This is a genomic window from Natronomonas sp. (genome assembly GCF_047616845.1).
Taxonomy (GTDB): domain Archaea; phylum Halobacteriota; class Halobacteria; order Halobacteriales; family Haloarculaceae; genus Natronomonas.
In genome coordinates this window covers 1-14,611 of the sequence record NZ_JBLGBY010000059.1, presented here as the reverse complement: position 1 = coordinate 14,611, position 14,611 = coordinate 1, and the positions used below count along the sequence as shown (strand labels likewise).

Sequence of the window (14,611 nt, the reverse complement as noted above, 5' to 3'; positions counted from 1 at the left end):
GTATGACGTATAGTCAGTCCGGGTTCGAGCTCAAAAATACGAGTGGTCGGACTGCAACACTCTGGCTCAGCAAAATCGGTGACATCCCAATACGGTATCACCGTGAAATCCCTGATGAAGCTGCAATCAAGGAAGTCACGATCAAGAAAGAAACCACGGGTGACTGGTTTGTGAGTTTCTCGCTCGAAGACGGTAATACACCAACAAAGCCGAGTATTGATGAGATCACACCTGAGAATAGTGTTGGTGTTGATCTTGGCATCATCAATTATATCCATACCAGCGATGGTATTTCGGTCGATTCACTCGATTTGGAGAGTGAGTATGGACGGTTGCGGAAGGCGCAGCGAGTGCTTTCACGGCGCGTTGAAGGCAGTAGTAATTGGGAGAAAGCACGCAAGCGTATGGCGAAGGTTAAGCGCCACATCAAGAATAAGGTGCGTGATTTTCAGGATAAACTCACGACGTGGTTGGTGACCGAGTATGAGGCGGTGTTTGTTGAGGATCTTGATGTGAAAGAGATGCTTGAACAATCACACAACGCCCGGAATAAGCAGAATGCGGCGTGGCGTCAGTTCCTGGAACTCCTGAAGTACAAAACTGACAAATACGGCTGTCACGTCATTGAGGTCGAACCACGTGGAACGACCAAAGAGTGCGCTAGTTGTGGTGTGGAAACGGCCAAGCCGATTTGGGTGCGAGAGCATTCGTGCCCGTCGTGTGGGTTTGAGACGGATAGAGATGCGAATGCAGCCGTGAATATTTTGCAGCGCGGGTTTGACGAGTTAGGGCTGGGATGGCCCGAAGATACGCCTGTGGAGACTGTGGCCGCTACGGACACGACTCAGTTTGAGTCAGTGTCTGCAAGTCACGTCATTGAATCAGGAAGCCCTACCCTCAACAAAGCCCGCATGGCTGCGTAGGGTAGGGTAGTTCACTCGGAACCGGGCGGTTCGCTACGTACCTCAGCACGCTTCGTCCACTCGGCCTCAACATCGCGGTTCGCGAGGATGGTCGTATCGCCGTTATCGAGCGTGAAACGGCTCTTCCGCAGTTCGATGGCCGAGACGATTCCCTCCGTGCCATCGACCTCCACGCGGTCGCCGACCTCGAAATCGGGGTCGCGAAGGAGGTAGACCCCGGCGACGGTGTCTTCGATCATCTCCGAGAGCGCATAGGAGATGCCCAAAGCGATGAAGCCGACGGCGGTGCCGAGACTCGCCGCGATGTCGCCGAAGCCGACGATTTTCAGGAACGCAAGCGCCGCGCCGAACCACAGGAACAGGCCGACGATGGTGACGAACAGTTGCGCGACGAGCGCCTGCCGCTCAGTATAGTACCGTCGAAGTGCGGCTCCGAGAACCGTCAAAAGCAGCCGAATCGCGATGTACGCGACGATGCCGAACACGAGGCCGGTGATGAGACGCGGGATGGCGGCCTCGATGCCGTCGGCGAGTTCTGCGAGCGTCCGCTCGACGATACGGGTCACGAACTGAACGGCCATGTCGGCACCCCTCACCGGACGGGCAAAAGCGTTCGCGTCGGGGTCGTCCTGCTCGTCGTCGACGCCGTGGTCGCGGTGTAGGCGTCGGACGCCCGTCATGCACGTCGTGCCGTCGCCTGCTTCCACTTTCACCGCGCTCCCGACGAGGTTTTACGTTCCCGGAGGTTTACCTCCGATTGAATGACCTCGTATCAGTCGCAACTCGCGGAGGGCGGCGGGAGCGAGCCCATCGCGGAGGAGCTCGCTCGTAGCCAGCGCTCCATCTCTATCGCCGAGTTCTTCGAGAAGAACAAGCAGATGCTCGGCTTCGACAGCGGGGCGAAGGCGCTCGTCACCGCTGTCAAGGAAGCCGTCGACAACGCCTTAGACGCCACCGAGGAGGCCGGCATCCTGCCGGACATCTACGTCGAAATCGAGGAGGCCGGCAGCTACTACCGGCTCGTCGTCGAGGACAACGGCCCCGGAATCACGAAAGAGCAGATTCCGAAGGTGTTCGGGAAGCTCCTCTACGGCTCCCGGTTCCACGCCCGCGAGCAGTCGCGTGGCCAGCAGGGTATCGGTATCTCCGCGGCCGTGCTCTTCTCGCAGCTTACCTCCGGCAAACCCGCCAAAATCACCTCCAAGACGAACAACGGCGGCGACGCGAAATACTTCGAGCTCACCATCGATACCGACACGAACGAGCCCGAAATCGACGTCGAAGAGGATGCCTCCTGGGAGCGCCCACACGGCACGCGCATCGAACTGGAGATGGAGGCGAACATGCGCGCCCGCCAGCAGCTCCACGATTACATCAAATACACCGCCGTCGTCAACCCCCACGCTCGCATCGAGTTCCACGAGCCGAAGGAGTCGTTCAAATTCGAGCGTGCGACGGACGACCTCCCGCCGGAAACCGAGGAGATTCGCCCCCATCCCCACGGCGTCGAACTCGGGACACTGCTGAAGATGCTCGACGCGACCGATTCGTACTCCGTCTCTGGGTTTCTCCAGGGTGAGTTCACTCGCGTCGGCGCGAAAACGGCAGACAGCGTCCTCGCCAATCTTCGCGACCGCCACTTCGGCCGGGGGGTCGCCTGGAAGCCGCCACAGGCCCACGAGGAAGCCGACATCGAGCCCGCTGTTCGGGGTGCCGTCGCGAACAAAAGCGCCGAGGCCACGGCTGCCTTCGCACGCCGAGTCAAAGAGGCCGTCAGCGACCACGAACGCATCGCACACTCCGAGGTCGACGCCATCGTCGAGGAGACGGCCAACGACGTCGAAGACGAGTTCGACGAGACGTTCGGGGCGACGGTTCGGGAGAACGCTGTCGAAGCCGCCTGGGGCGAGATCATCGACGAGCGCGCCGCGGACTGCTATGAGCTGGTCGACGAGGCAACGACGAGCCGGAAGGACGACGCCGCCATCGACGGCCTGGCGACGCGACTCGCCGAGAAGTTCGAAAGGCAGGACGACTGGCGCAACCGCGTCACCCGCGAGAAACTTCGGGAGTACGTCGACCGGTCTGCGGACAACACCGAGGAGTACGACGACGCCACGTTCGGCGACACGGCCCGAGAGAAGGTCACGGACGCCGTCTGGGAACACGCGGTACAGGTGCCCGACGAAGTGCCGAAGGTCAACTCCATCGCGGACGACCGGGATACGGCCGCCCAGATGCTCGAGGCGATGCGCGAGACGGACATCCTCGCGCCGCCGACCGGCTGTCTGGCCCCCATCTCGGAGGAGCTGGTCTATGCCGGCCTCGAGAAGGAGTACGATGCGGATTTCTACGCCGCTGCGACCCGCGACGCCGAGGTGCACGGTGGCGACCCATTCGTCGTCGAAGCCGGCATCGCCTACGGTGGCGACCTCGAAGACGGCGGACAGGCTGAGGTACTTCGCTTCGCCAACCGCGTCCCGCTGGTCTATCAGCGCGGCGCCTGTGCGACCGTCGACGTCGTCAAGAACATCAACTGGCGGAACTACGGGCTCGACCAGCCAGGGGGTAGCGGCATGCCGAACGGCCCCGCCGTCCTGATGATACACGTCGCCTCGACGAACGTGCCGTTCACGAGCGAGTCGAAGGATGCCGTCGCCAACATCCCCGAAATCGAAGACGAGATTGAGCTCGCCCTCCGGGAGGCGGCCCGCGAACTCAAATCGTATCTCAACAAGCGCCGGTCGCTGGAGAAGCGCCGACGCAAGCAGAACGTCATCGCCGAAATCCTCCCGCAAATGGCCGAGAAACTCTCGGAGGTCACCGAGCGCGAATCGCTCAACATCGACGATTCGCTGGCTCGCATCATGAACAACGTCCTCGTCGAGCGGACGGTCGACGGGTCGACGGTGCGGTTGACAGTCCACAACTACGGCGACACGAACGTCGACCCCGAGATCACGGAGATCGTCACCGCCGACCCGGGCGACCACGACGACGCCACCGTCGTCGAGATGGATGGCGAGTGGTTCCTGAAGTGGTCGCCGACGGTTTCGGGCGGCGAGAAGGCCACACTCGAATACGATATCGACGGAGACGCCGACTTCGATGTCTCCGTCGAGGGCATCGAAGCCGAGAAACTCACTATCAACGCCTAACATGAGCACAGAATCCGACGCCGACATCGAGGACGAACTCGCTCGCGAGCGACTCATCGACCTCGCAGCGGAGTTCTACGACCAGTTCGCCGAGGGGACGGTTCCGCAGATGGAGATCCCCACTCGGACGAAAAGCAACATCGTCTTCGACGAGGACGAGAACGTCTGGGTGTACGGCGACCGCCACTCCACGCGGTCGGCAAACAGCGTCCGCGGCGCTCAGAAGCTCCTGAAAGCCGTCTACACCATCGAATTCCTCGCAGACCAACTGGAGCAGGAACGCTCCTCGACGCTGCGTGAACTGTACTACCTCTCCGAATCGTGGGACAACGAGCGCGCCCAGTTCAACGACCAGGACGAATCCAATCAGCTCATCGAAGACCTCGAAATCGTCAGCGAGGTCACCCGCGAGGACTTCCACATGCGCCCCGAGGAGTCCGGTGCGACCATCATGGGGCCGCTGTATCTCCGCGAGCAGACCCGCCGCGGCGAACGGGAGATTCACTGCCAGAAAGACGTCGGGGAGGGCGGCTATCAGATTCCGAACAACCCCGACACCATCGAGTTCCTCGACAACGACGCCGATTTCGTCCTGTGCGTCGAGACCGGTGGGATGCGCGACCGCCTCGTCGAGAACGGCTTCGACGAGCAGTACAACGTCATCGTCGTCCACCTCAAGGGCCAGCCGGCCCGCGCGACACGGCGCATCACGCGTCGGCTGCACGACGAACTCGATCTGCCGGTGACGGTGTTCACTGACGGCGACCCGTGGTCGTACCGCATCTACGGGTCGGTCGCCTACGGCTCCATCAAATCAGCGCACCTCTCGGAGTATCTGGCGACACCCGCCGCTGATTTCATCGGCATCCAGCCGGAGGATATCGTCGAGTACGACCTGCCGACCGACCCGCTCGCCGACTCCGACATCAACGCCCTCGAAAGCGAGCTCGACGACCCCCGATTCCAGGACGACTACTGGACGGAACAGATCGAGCTCCAGCTCGATATCGGCAAGAAGGCCGAACAGCAGGCGCTCGCCTCGCGCGGGCTTGACTTCGTGACCGACACCTACCTGCCCGAACGGCTCGGCGACATGGGCGTACTGTAATCGGCGCGGTTCGCACGGTTAACCGACGGGCACACCCTTTTCTTCCGCGGGCGCCAGATAGAAGCATGGAGTGGCGCTGTGCGGAGTGTGGACGGTCTCACGATGAGCCGCCGGAGACGTGCGTCTGTGGGTCGTCGAACGTCGAACCCGCTGACGAGGCCGACACTGATGCCGACCGATACTCGTTGCTCTCGTTCCGCAAGCGGTTGCTGAATCCGAGGGAGGCCGACCGGAGCCTGATTCGAGACGAGCCGTACGTAACCTTCGTCTTCCGGCTGTTGTTCGGGCTCGCTTTGGTCGGTGCCGTCGTGTTGACGGTGCAGTTACTCGTCTAAGTGGACACTGATACCACGAGCCTCGAGGTCGGACGCGAACGCCTCAGCATCGGCCTCGATTGCATCGAACGTATCGTAGTGTATCGGGATGACGAGTTCGGGGTCGAGTGCCTCGGCGAGGTCGGCCGCCTCGTGACGATTCATCGTGAACGACCCACCGATTGGTGGGCAGAACACGTCAACATCGAGGTGTTCGTGGCCGTCGAGAACGTCCGTGTCGCCGGGCCAGTAAACCGACGTTCCTTCAAGCGTGACGTGGAAGCCACAGCCGAGCCCTTTGGGATGGTACGGCTCGCCGTTCGGGCGGACGTGAGGGCCATCGGGCTCGTTGTAGGCGGCCGTCGTCCGGAGTATCACGTCATCGATGGCGATGTCTGACTCCATGTCGACCTCCCGAATCTCGTACGGGAGGTCGGCAGGTCGCTCGATATCCCGGCTGATTCGGTGGGTGTTGATGCCCTCGAAGAGGACGAGCGTCGCATCTGCGTCCGCGACCCGGCGGATACCATCGGTGTCGTAGTGGTGGTTGTGGGTGACACAGACGATATCGCCGTCCCCAAGCGGTGTTTCGATATCGTCGAGGACGCCGTAGCGACCCGGGTCGAGATAGACGACTGTGTCGGCGTTCGCCACTCGCAGCGTGGCGTAGCCGAGCCACGACAGTTCGAGGCCGTCGTGTTGTATCATACCCTCTCTTGCGTTCGGCGCGTCTCAAACCCCGCGGTTTTCTCGAGGTGAAACCACGGATGCCATTTTATAGTGGTCGAGTCCAATTGGAAGTTATGGCGAGTGATGAAGAACTCGCACGCCACGTGGCCCAGCTAGAGGACGCCACGAAGACGGACACGTCAGCCCTCCAGGAAGAACTCGACGAGTACAAATCAGTCGCGGGCGAGATACACGACGAGCTCGCTCGCCGCATCGAATCGGTCGATGAACACGCCGCTGACGAAGCGACACTCGCGGACGTTGTCGACCGACTCGACCGACTCGAAGCCCGCCTCGACGATCTCGACGACCGCGTTCAGGATTAGGACTGACCCGCTGCCAGTCGCTCGATGCGGTCGAGGCTGTCAGCGTCGGCCGGGCTTTTGTCCGCCCGAACGCCGACGAACCGGGGAAATCGGAGCGCGTACCCGGACGAGTACGTCGGCGACGCCTGTATCTCCTCGTATCCCACCTCGAACACGACAGCCGGTTCGATATCGACCTCCGTTCCGGTTTCCGAACGGACGTGTGGCTCCAGCAGTTCGTGGAGGTCGGCCAATTCTTCGTCGGTGATGCCCGTCGCGACCTTCCCGAGCGTCTCGTAGTCGTCACCATCGCGGGCCGAAAGCAAGAAGGTTCCGAGGACGTTTGCCCGTCGTCCCTCGCCCCACTCGGCGCCCGTGACGACGAGGTCGAGCGTCTCCACGTCGGGCTTGCGCTTCAGCCAGTTCTGACCGCGGTTTCCCGGCGTGTACGCCGACTCCGGGTTCTTCAGCATGATACCCTCGTGGCCGGCCTCCAGAGCCGCCGCCTCCAGGTCGGCCACCTGGTCGGCCTCAGACGTAATCGTGAGTTCGGAGACGCCAGCATCGAGAAGGCCGGAGAGACACTCGTGACGTGCCGTCAGCGGTTCGTCCAGCAAATCCTCTCCGTCAGCGTGCAGGCAGTCGAAGGCGTTCAGTTCGACGGCGACGTCTTCACGCGTCGCTGCCACGTCGTGTTTCCGGCGGAACCGCCGGAGAATCTCCTGGAACGGGAGCGGGTCGCCGGCGTCGTCGATTGCGACGACTTCCCCGTCCAGGATAGCGGGCACGTCGAGTTGGTCGTCGACGAACTCGACCACCTCCGGAAGCGGGTCGGTCACGTCCTCCAGATTGCGCGAGAAGAGCTGGACGGTGTCACCGTCGTAATGCACCTGCACGCGTGCGCCGTCGAATTTGGTTTCAACAGCTGCAGTATTCCACGATTCGAGCGCATCGACGGCCGTGCCGGCCTGTGCCAGCATCGCCTTGACCGGGCGGCCGATCTCGAGGTGTACCGAATCGAGGCCAGCGGTGCCCTCATCGCGTGCCGTCTCAGCGACGAGGCCGCAGTCGTTCGACACCTGCAGCGCCCGCTCGACGGATTCGACGGACACCTCGAAGGCTTCGGCGATGGCGTCACGGACTGTTCCTTCACCGACGCCGATGCGCATCTCCCCGAGGACGAGCCTGGCGAGGAACCGGGCTTCGAGCGGTTCAGCGCGGTTGAACAGCCCGAACAGGGTGTCGAGTTTGGTGTCGGTGCTGCCGGCCCCCGCCGCTGCCGCGAGTCCGCGGAGTTCGGCATCGACCTCGGCGACGGTGAGGCCGTCCTGTCCATCGCCAGCGCCGAAAGCTGCCAGACCCTGCTGCCCACCGAGGTCGAGCCCCTCTGCCACGGCGCCGATTTCGCCGATATCCGCGAGCCGTGCTTCGATATCTTCGGCGGAGACGTTCGTGCCGGCTGCCTTCGCGAGGGCCTCATAACAGAGCGACGGGCCGATATCGAGTTTGGTTCCGTCGTGGGCCGGGAAGACTCGTCCCTGAACGAATCGCGTGATGATACTGAGTTCGTCGCCGGCGTCCTCGAAGAGGTTGGCGACGAGGCCGACTGTTTTGAGGTCTGCGGGTTCGGCCTCGATCTCGTCTGCTCGGGCGGCGAACTCGGCGAATTCCATCGGCTGTCCGTAGGTGAGTCGTCTGATTAAAAGGTGTGAATCGCGGCAGAGAGAACGAAAGGCATCCGCGAGGCGCGCGAAGCGCGCCGGAGCTGCGCCGTGCAAAAAGTTCGGGTTACAGAACGTCGTCGAAGTTCTTGTGGCCCTTGATGTCGACGCCTTCGTCGGTGACGGTGGCGAGGAAAACACCGTTGCCGGAGCCGGTATCGCGCTCGACGGCAGCTTTGACGCCGGAGGCTGCGACCCGCTTTGCTTCCTCGTTGGTCATGTCGTCTTCGTACTCGCGTTCGAGGGTGCCGTAGGCGACTGTGAGGCCGGAGCCGGTGACGGTGTAGTCGTCCTTCATGACGCCGCCTGCGGGGTCGATGGAGAAGACGTGGTGGCCGTCATCGTCGACGCCGCCGAGAATCGGATTGATAGCGAAGAAGGGGCCGCCGCGGGCGAAGTTGCCCGCGAGCGTCGCGAGCGCTTCGATGGAGATGTCCTTATCGCGGCGGGCTTCGTAGAGGTTGACCTCGGCGCGGAGCGAGCGGATGAACGACTGGGCACCGCCGACGCTGCCGACGAGCGTCAGGGCGGCGTTGGGGTGAATCTGTTCGACCTTCTGGACGTCCTTGTTCGAGACAAAGCGACCGCCGAGAGAGGCTCGCATGTCAGTCGCGACGACGACGCCTTCGCTCGTCGAGATGCCGATGGTGGTCGTTCCCGTCTTGTTGACGCTTTCGAGGTCGTCGGCTGTGAGGTCGTTAGACGGCACCTCGCCGAGTTCAGGTTCGTACGGCGAAAGGGTGTGATCCTGGCCGGTGCGTGGCAGGGAGGATTCTGGCTGTCGCATTGGCTGCTCGTACAAACCCACCGCTGATAAAACCTTCCGGTCAGGCCGCTGACGCCGCTTCCTCGTGTGCTTGGCTGAGTCGCTCGATGAGACGGCCGACGGGGAACGGAACGCCTGCTCGGTTCGCCACGAGGGCGACGGGGAGGAGCGTGATGCCGAGGACGATGCTGAACTGGTACAGAGCGAACACAGTCGCCCGGTACAGGCTTGATGCCATGTTAGCCACGCCAAATCGTTGGGTGTGTATAAGCTTTCCCGTTATTTCGAGGAGACTGATGATAGATTATGAAGAAATGGGGCGCCGCCATCTTGCGGTTTCCGTTCCACCGTAATATCGGTCAACGAACCGCCACGACCAGCGCTTGAGACGGATAGCCGGGGTATGCTGCCGGCGCTATCGTCATAAGTTATAGCGATAATGGCGGTCACGTGCGCACCGCGGCCGCGGTGCCGAGAGACCCGAAACAATAGGGCTATCCGTCATGGCCCGCTTACAACAGACATGAGCAATTACCTCGTCGCGATGGAAGCCGCGTGGCTGGTTCGTGACGTCGAGGAGATCGACGACGCCATCGGTGTCGCCGTCAGCGAAGCCGGGAAGCGTCTGAACGATGATGATATGGACTACGTCGAAGTCGAGGTCGGAGCGACGCCCTGTCCGGCCTGCGGCGAGCCGTTCGACTCGGCGTTCATCGCCGCGGACACGGCCCTCGTCGGGCTCCTGCTGGAGATGAAGGTGTTCAACGCCGACAGCACCCAACACGCCGTCCGCATCGCCAAAAGCGAAATCGGTGGTGCGCTTCGGGACGTTCCGCTGAAGGTCATCGATACCCAGGAGCTCGCGGAAGAAGTCGAAGAGAACTAGGAGATATGGGCCGCGACGTCGGCCTCGGTGATGATTCCGAGTAGCTGCCCTTCCTCGACGACCATCACCGCATCCTGATGGTTGAGATGTGCGTTCACCTCATCGAGCGTCGCGTCCGGCTCGACAGTGGTGATGGATTCTCGCATGGCATCCGCGACCGGCAGGTCGCCCGCCGTCTCCGAGTCGAGCTGGCGGATATCGGAGTTCGAGATGACCCCCTGCGGACGGCCGTCTCGGACGACCGGTAGCTGGGAGTACCCCTCCCGAACCATCAGATCGATCGCTTCGCGGACGCTGTCGTCCGGCGCGATGCTGATGACGCCTTCGTGCATGATGTCCTCTGCGTGCATTACCGCGCTCTCGGCCTCATCGAGCGCGTTGACGATGCGCCGGAGCGTCGAGAGCCGTGGGTCGACGTCGCCACCTTCAATGCGAGCGATGAGTGGTTGGGAGACGTCCGCCCGCTCTGCGAGTTCGCTCTGGGTCAACTCCAAGTTCGTCCGCCGTTCGCGGAGGTCAGCTGGCGTCGGCAAATCCATTCCCATACGGCACAATAACCCGTGGTTATCAAAAAGGTTTCCGCCGCGACCGGGGATTGAAATACGATTCCGCGATCAGACTGCCCGTGACGTAGACGGTGCGGTCGGCCCCCGAGGCGGGAGCGCGGGGACGGGTCGACCGACGGAACGGCCCCGCCTGTTCGCTACAACTCCAGGCCGCGAATTTCGACACTGTCGCCCGATTCCGCGCGGCCGATTACGCGTGCGTCGTCGAGTTCGTCAGCGACGGCTTCGGCGTCGTCTGCCGGCAGCGCTGCCACAAAGCCCGTCCCCATGTTGAACGTCCGGTGCATCTCCTCGTCGCTCACGTCGCCTTCCTCCTGGACGAACTCGAAGATCGGCTGTGGTTCGAAGGGGTCGTCGATGACGTAGCGGAACTCGCCCATCCGCGAGAGGTTCGTCCAGCCACCGCCAGTGACGTGGGCGGCAGCGTGGGTTTCGGCGGCGTGCAGCGGCGCCAGAGCCTCTCGATAGATACGAGTCGGCTCCAGAAGCACCTCCCCGATGCTTCGCTCCTCGTCGTACGGGAACGGGTCGGTGTACTCGTGGTTCATCGTCGCCGCTTCCCGTGCGAGCGTCAGTCCGTTCGAGTGAATGCCTGAGGACGGCAGGCCAACGAGAAGGTCGTCCTCGCGGGCCTCGCCATCGAACAGTTCCGCATCGGTCGCTAGCCCGGCACAGGCGCCCGCGAGGTCGAGGCCCTTGATGACGTCGGGCATCACGGCCGTCTCGCCGCCGATGAGAGCGATCTCCGCCTGTTCGGCGCCAGCCGAGAGCCCGTCGCCGACCTGCTCTGCCGTCTCGTCATCCGGTGTTTCGACGGCGAGATAATCGACGAAGGCGACCGGTGTAACGCCGGTCGCGATGAGGTCGTTCGCGTTCATCGCGATACAATCGATGCCGATTGTCGAGTAGTCGCCGAGCGCCTCTGCGACGAGCAGTTTCGTCCCGACGCCGTCCGTCGCGAGGGCGAGATAGCGGTCGCCGATGTCGATGAGCCCCGCGTAATCGCCTTCGAACTCCCCGACAGCGCCGATGAGTGCCGCCGTCGCGGCCTCGCTGGCCTCGATGTCGACCCCCGTCTCGGCGTAGGTGAGTCCCTCCTCGGAATCGTCTGCGTCCTCGGTCATACAAAGAGCGGCGGCCGAACGGAGCAAAAGCGCGTCGGTTGGACGCGACGACAGCGCCGGCGGCTCAGAACTGCGGGAAGCCGCCGAGAATGAAATAGGAACCGACCGCGAGCGCGGCCGTCCCCGCGAACACGACGGCGAAGACGGCCTTGCTCCAGGAGAGCACCTTCTTGCCGTCCAGCGGGCCGAACGGAATCATGTTGAAGGCTGCGAGGATGGCGTTGACGAGGACACCGAGTTGCCCCACGTCACCGAGGAAGCCACCGAACGCGACGAGTGGGAAGAAGAGGGCAACCAGAGCAACGTTCGTCAGCGGCCCCGCGACCGACACCAGGCCGTTCTGTCGGACAGTGATGCGGCCACGGTGGTAAACGGCCCCAGGCGCGGCGAACAGAAAGCCAGCGAAGGCGGCGCCGACACAGAGTGCCAGCATCGAGTAATCGGCTTTAAACGCAGCGACCTGCCCGAACCGAACCGCCACGACCTTGTGAGCCAGTTCGTGCAGCAGGAAGCCGACGCCGACGGTCAGCATGCTGATGAGGAACACCCGGACGAAAAGCGGCGACGTGAAGGCCCCCGCGATGTCCGGAAACACCTGCCGGCCGGTCGCGACGAAGATGAAGACGCTGAAGGCGATACCCAGTGCGACCCACGCGATAGCGAGGTCACGCATCTCGTCGGGAGAAAAACGGATGCCGCTCACCTCGATGGCGCTCGCGCTCATGCGAACGCCCCCACAATGATGTCGACGCTGTTGCGCGCGCCAGCCAACATGAGGCGTGCAACACCTTCAGCACCCTCGATACCCGACCCGGCGAACAGATACGGAAGCAGGACGGTCGCGAACACCACACTGCCGATGAAGCTTCCGACGTTCGTCAGCGCGACGATCATGATGAGCCGGAACAGCGGGACTGCACGGAGGTCGTGCCAGAGCTGTCGAATCGGTGCCTCTTCGTCGGACATGATCTCGTTGAGCGTCGAGATGTCGCTGACGTTGACATCGAGATAGCGGAGTTCGACGTAGCCGGCAAACCACCCCGGCGCAAGCAGCGGATTGACGCTCGTCAGCCAGGCGACGCCGCCGCCGATGCTGGCGGAGCGCCAGTGAGCGCCGGCGAGCTTCGCCAGTCCGAACGCGATGATGCCGTTGACCAGGAACCACGCCGCGAACAGCCGGAAGAGCAGTTCACTGGAGGCGCCTTCGACCCCGGTGTACGTCGCGATGGCCAAGAGGACGAAGAACGCGAGGAAGCCGAGCGTGAACAGGTAGCCGAACAGCTTGTACAGCGAGAACCGACTGCCGGAGGTGCGACCAGTCAAGTCACTCATCGGTGGCAGCAGTTCCGGCGTTTCAAGATAGCGCTCGATGCCCTCACGGTGGCCGGCACCGACGATGGCGACGGCGTGTTTGCCCTGCTCGCGGAGTGCGACCAACTGATGTGCGATGTAGGCATCGCGTTCGTCGATGAGCGCCTCGGCGCCACCGGGAGAGAACCGACGGAACTCCTCCATCATCGCGCTTACGACATCGGTATCGGTCATCTCCTCGATATCGAACTCCTGGAGGTCGTCGTCTTCAGGGGCGCTTCGCTCCAGGAAGACGATGAGTGCGGCGCCAAGAGCGAGACCGACGCCCAGTCCGACCACGAGCGTATCCACGATAGTGACGAGGAAACTCGGGCCGATAGTTGCTGGGACGACGAACGGCCCCGCGATGGCGCCCGCGATTATCGACAGCATGAGGGCGATACCGATTCCGACACCCATCCCGATCTCGCGAGGATTGCCGGCGCCGACGGCGAGCCCGCCGATGAGTTTGAGTTTCTCCATGAAGGAGAGACTGGCCCAGAAACGCTGTATCGTCACCTGGATGTCGCGGTCGACGAGAGCAACATCGATGTCGAATCCCTCCGCGGTGTCGATTGCGGCTTTCATCTCGGCACCCGGCTCAATGTCGAAGCGGTCGCCGAGCCGCGCCTGGATGTACGAGAGCATCCAGTACGCGAGGAACTGATACACCGTGTTGCCACGGAGCAGATCGCCCGCATCGAGGTCGTCGGGCGTCTCGCCTTTCATCTGCCGATAGCGGCCCTCGTCGAGTTCGACGGCGACGACGTCGGGGCGTTCGGCATCGATGACCTCTTCGACCTCGTTGACGCTCGCCTCGGAGACGTGCGCCGTCCCGACGACTCGCACAGAACCCTCCTCGACGTCTTCGCTCATTGTCGGTTTCAATCGGGCAAGCGGCTTACGTGTGTCGGGATGGCATGAGGACTGTGACCGGGTATTAAATGCGTTGGGCCTAATTGGTTTGTCATGTTGCCGGATGTAATCGGGGGTTGCAGCTAGCGGATGGCAGACATCGGGGAGGGGATATGGCCGTGACCACTGAGACACCGACAGTGCTCGTCGTGGACGATGAGCCACACGTTGCGGAGGGATACGCCCTCTGGCTCGGCGACGAGTACGAGACACTCGTCGCGACAGATGGATCGGATGCACTCGAGAGAGTCCCCGACGCGGACGCCATCTTGCTCGACCGGCGGATGCCCGGGATGAGCGGCGATGAGGTGCTCGACCGCATTGATGAGGAAGGGTACGACTGCAGGGTGGCGATGGTCACCGCGGTCGACCCGGATTTCGACATCATCGAGATGCCGTTCGACGCCTACGTGACGAAACCAGTCGGAAAAGCGGACATCGAGTCGGTCGTCGACCGCCTACTCACTCTTTCGGAGTACGACGATGCCCTCCAGCGTCAGTTCAGCCTTGCACGGAAGCGAGCGATGCTCGAATCGGCGAAATCCGAAGGGGAGCTCGAAGACAGCGATGAGTACGCCCGACTCGAGGAGCGATATCAGGAGCTCTCCGGCCGGGCCTCGGAGCTCATAGCGCAGATGGAACCCGAAACGTTCGGGTCGGCCGTCAAGGAACCGTAGCGGTCGGTGGGAGAAGGTCGTAGAATCGAAGCGCCCTTCCTCCGAAGCGGAAACAACCCAGTATGACGA

16 protein-coding genes are annotated in these 14,611 nt (G+C 62.6%); 7 read left to right on the top strand and 9 right to left on the bottom strand.

Features of this window, described 5'->3' with window-relative positions; translation table 11 throughout:
• A partial coding sequence (locus ACI8UR_RS10880; protein WP_415087865.1) for an RNA-guided endonuclease InsQ/TnpB family protein occupies positions 1–923 on the top strand: 923 nt, incomplete at its 5' end.
• 11 nt (positions 924–934) lie between these two features.
• Here ACI8UR_RS10880 and ACI8UR_RS10875 read toward each other — a convergent pair.
• Positions 935–1,504 (bottom strand): mechanosensitive ion channel domain-containing protein, encoded by a 570-nt coding sequence (locus tag ACI8UR_RS10875; RefSeq protein WP_411715744.1) that lies wholly within the window; start codon positions 1,502–1,504, stop codon positions 935–937.
• A gap of 180 nt (positions 1,505–1,684) precedes the next feature.
• Here ACI8UR_RS10875 and ACI8UR_RS10870 point away from each other — a divergent pair, with 180 nt between their 5' ends.
• From ACI8UR_RS10870 to ACI8UR_RS10860, 3 genes are all read left to right on the top strand, one after another.
• Positions 1,685–4,081 carry a DNA topoisomerase VI subunit B gene (locus ACI8UR_RS10870; RefSeq protein ID WP_411715738.1) on the top strand — a complete coding sequence of 799 codons (2,397 nt, stop codon included), beginning with the start codon at positions 1,685–1,687 and terminating at the stop codon, positions 4,079–4,081.
• A 1-nt stretch (position 4,082) separates the two neighbouring features.
• A complete protein-coding gene (locus ACI8UR_RS10865) occupies positions 4,083–5,189 on the top strand; it encodes a DNA topoisomerase IV subunit A (protein WP_411715739.1) in 1,107 nt (368 codons plus the stop codon).
• 65 nt (positions 5,190–5,254) lie between these two features.
• Complete coding sequence (locus tag ACI8UR_RS10860) at positions 5,255–5,524, top strand: hypothetical protein (protein WP_411715740.1); 270 nt, start codon at positions 5,255–5,257, stop codon at positions 5,522–5,524.
• Here the strand turns inward: ACI8UR_RS10860 and ACI8UR_RS10855 are convergent.
• Positions 5,513–6,211 carry an MBL fold metallo-hydrolase gene (locus tag ACI8UR_RS10855; protein WP_411715741.1) on the bottom strand — a complete coding sequence of 233 codons (699 nt, stop codon included), beginning with the start codon at positions 6,209–6,211 and terminating at the stop codon, positions 5,513–5,515. The genes ACI8UR_RS10860 and ACI8UR_RS10855 overlap by 12 nt on opposite strands.
• Before the next feature lie 95 nt (positions 6,212–6,306).
• On the opposite strand from ACI8UR_RS10855, the gene ACI8UR_RS10850 reads away from it, so the two are divergent.
• Positions 6,307–6,558 (top strand): hypothetical protein, encoded by a 252-nt coding sequence (locus tag ACI8UR_RS10850; protein WP_411715742.1) that lies wholly within the window; start codon positions 6,307–6,309, stop codon positions 6,556–6,558.
• On the opposite strand, the gene ligA is transcribed toward ACI8UR_RS10850, so the two are convergent.
• The 3 genes from ligA to ACI8UR_RS10835 all read right to left on the bottom strand — a co-directional run bounded on the left by ligA (position 6,555) and on the right by ACI8UR_RS10835 (position 9,262).
• Complete coding sequence (ligA, locus tag ACI8UR_RS10845; RefSeq protein WP_415087864.1) at positions 6,555–8,210, bottom strand: ATP-dependent DNA ligase LigA; 1,656 nt, start codon at positions 8,208–8,210, stop codon at positions 6,555–6,557. The genes ACI8UR_RS10850 and ligA overlap by 4 nt on opposite strands.
• Before the next feature lie 115 nt (positions 8,211–8,325).
• Positions 8,326–9,045, bottom strand: a complete 720-nt coding sequence (psmB, locus tag ACI8UR_RS10840) for an archaeal proteasome endopeptidase complex subunit beta (RefSeq protein WP_411714492.1) — start codon at positions 9,043–9,045, stop codon at positions 8,326–8,328.
• A 40-nt stretch (positions 9,046–9,085) separates the two neighbouring features.
• Positions 9,086–9,262: a hypothetical protein gene (locus tag ACI8UR_RS10835; protein ID WP_411714493.1), complete on the bottom strand. Its 177-nt coding sequence runs from the start codon at positions 9,260–9,262 to the stop codon at positions 9,086–9,088.
• Between the two features lie 285 nt (positions 9,263–9,547).
• Here ACI8UR_RS10835 and ACI8UR_RS10830 point away from each other — a divergent pair, with 285 nt between their 5' ends.
• Positions 9,548–9,910 carry a DUF555 domain-containing protein gene (locus ACI8UR_RS10830; RefSeq protein WP_411714494.1) on the top strand — a complete coding sequence of 121 codons (363 nt, stop codon included), beginning with the start codon at positions 9,548–9,550 and terminating at the stop codon, positions 9,908–9,910.
• Here ACI8UR_RS10830 and ACI8UR_RS10825 read toward each other — a convergent pair.
• The 4 genes from ACI8UR_RS10825 to ACI8UR_RS10810 all read right to left on the bottom strand — a co-directional run bounded on the left by ACI8UR_RS10825 (position 9,907) and on the right by ACI8UR_RS10810 (position 13,826).
• Positions 9,907–10,449, bottom strand: coding sequence for a CBS domain-containing protein (locus ACI8UR_RS10825; RefSeq protein WP_411714516.1), 543 nt, complete (start codon positions 10,447–10,449; stop codon positions 9,907–9,909). The two genes, ACI8UR_RS10830 and ACI8UR_RS10825, sit on opposite strands and share 4 nt — an antisense overlap.
• A 164-nt stretch (positions 10,450–10,613) precedes the next feature.
• A complete protein-coding gene (gene purM / locus ACI8UR_RS10820; protein ID WP_411714495.1) occupies positions 10,614–11,600 on the bottom strand; it encodes a phosphoribosylformylglycinamidine cyclo-ligase in 987 nt (328 codons plus the stop codon).
• A 64-nt stretch (positions 11,601–11,664) separates the two neighbouring features.
• Positions 11,665–12,324, bottom strand: coding sequence for a metalloprotease (locus tag ACI8UR_RS10815; RefSeq protein ID WP_411714496.1), 660 nt, complete (start codon positions 12,322–12,324; stop codon positions 11,665–11,667).
• A complete protein-coding gene (locus ACI8UR_RS10810) occupies positions 12,321–13,826 on the bottom strand; it encodes a TraB/GumN family protein (RefSeq protein WP_411714497.1) in 1,506 nt (501 codons plus the stop codon). Before ACI8UR_RS10810 ends, ACI8UR_RS10815 begins: the two co-directional genes overlap by 4 nt.
• A 152-nt stretch (positions 13,827–13,978) precedes the next feature.
• Here ACI8UR_RS10810 and ACI8UR_RS10805 point away from each other — a divergent pair, with 152 nt between their 5' ends.
• On the top strand, positions 13,979–14,542 hold the full coding sequence (locus ACI8UR_RS10805; protein ID WP_411714498.1) for a HalX domain-containing protein: 564 nt from the start codon (positions 13,979–13,981) through the stop codon (positions 14,540–14,542).
• Positions 14,543–14,611: the final 69 nt, after the last annotated feature.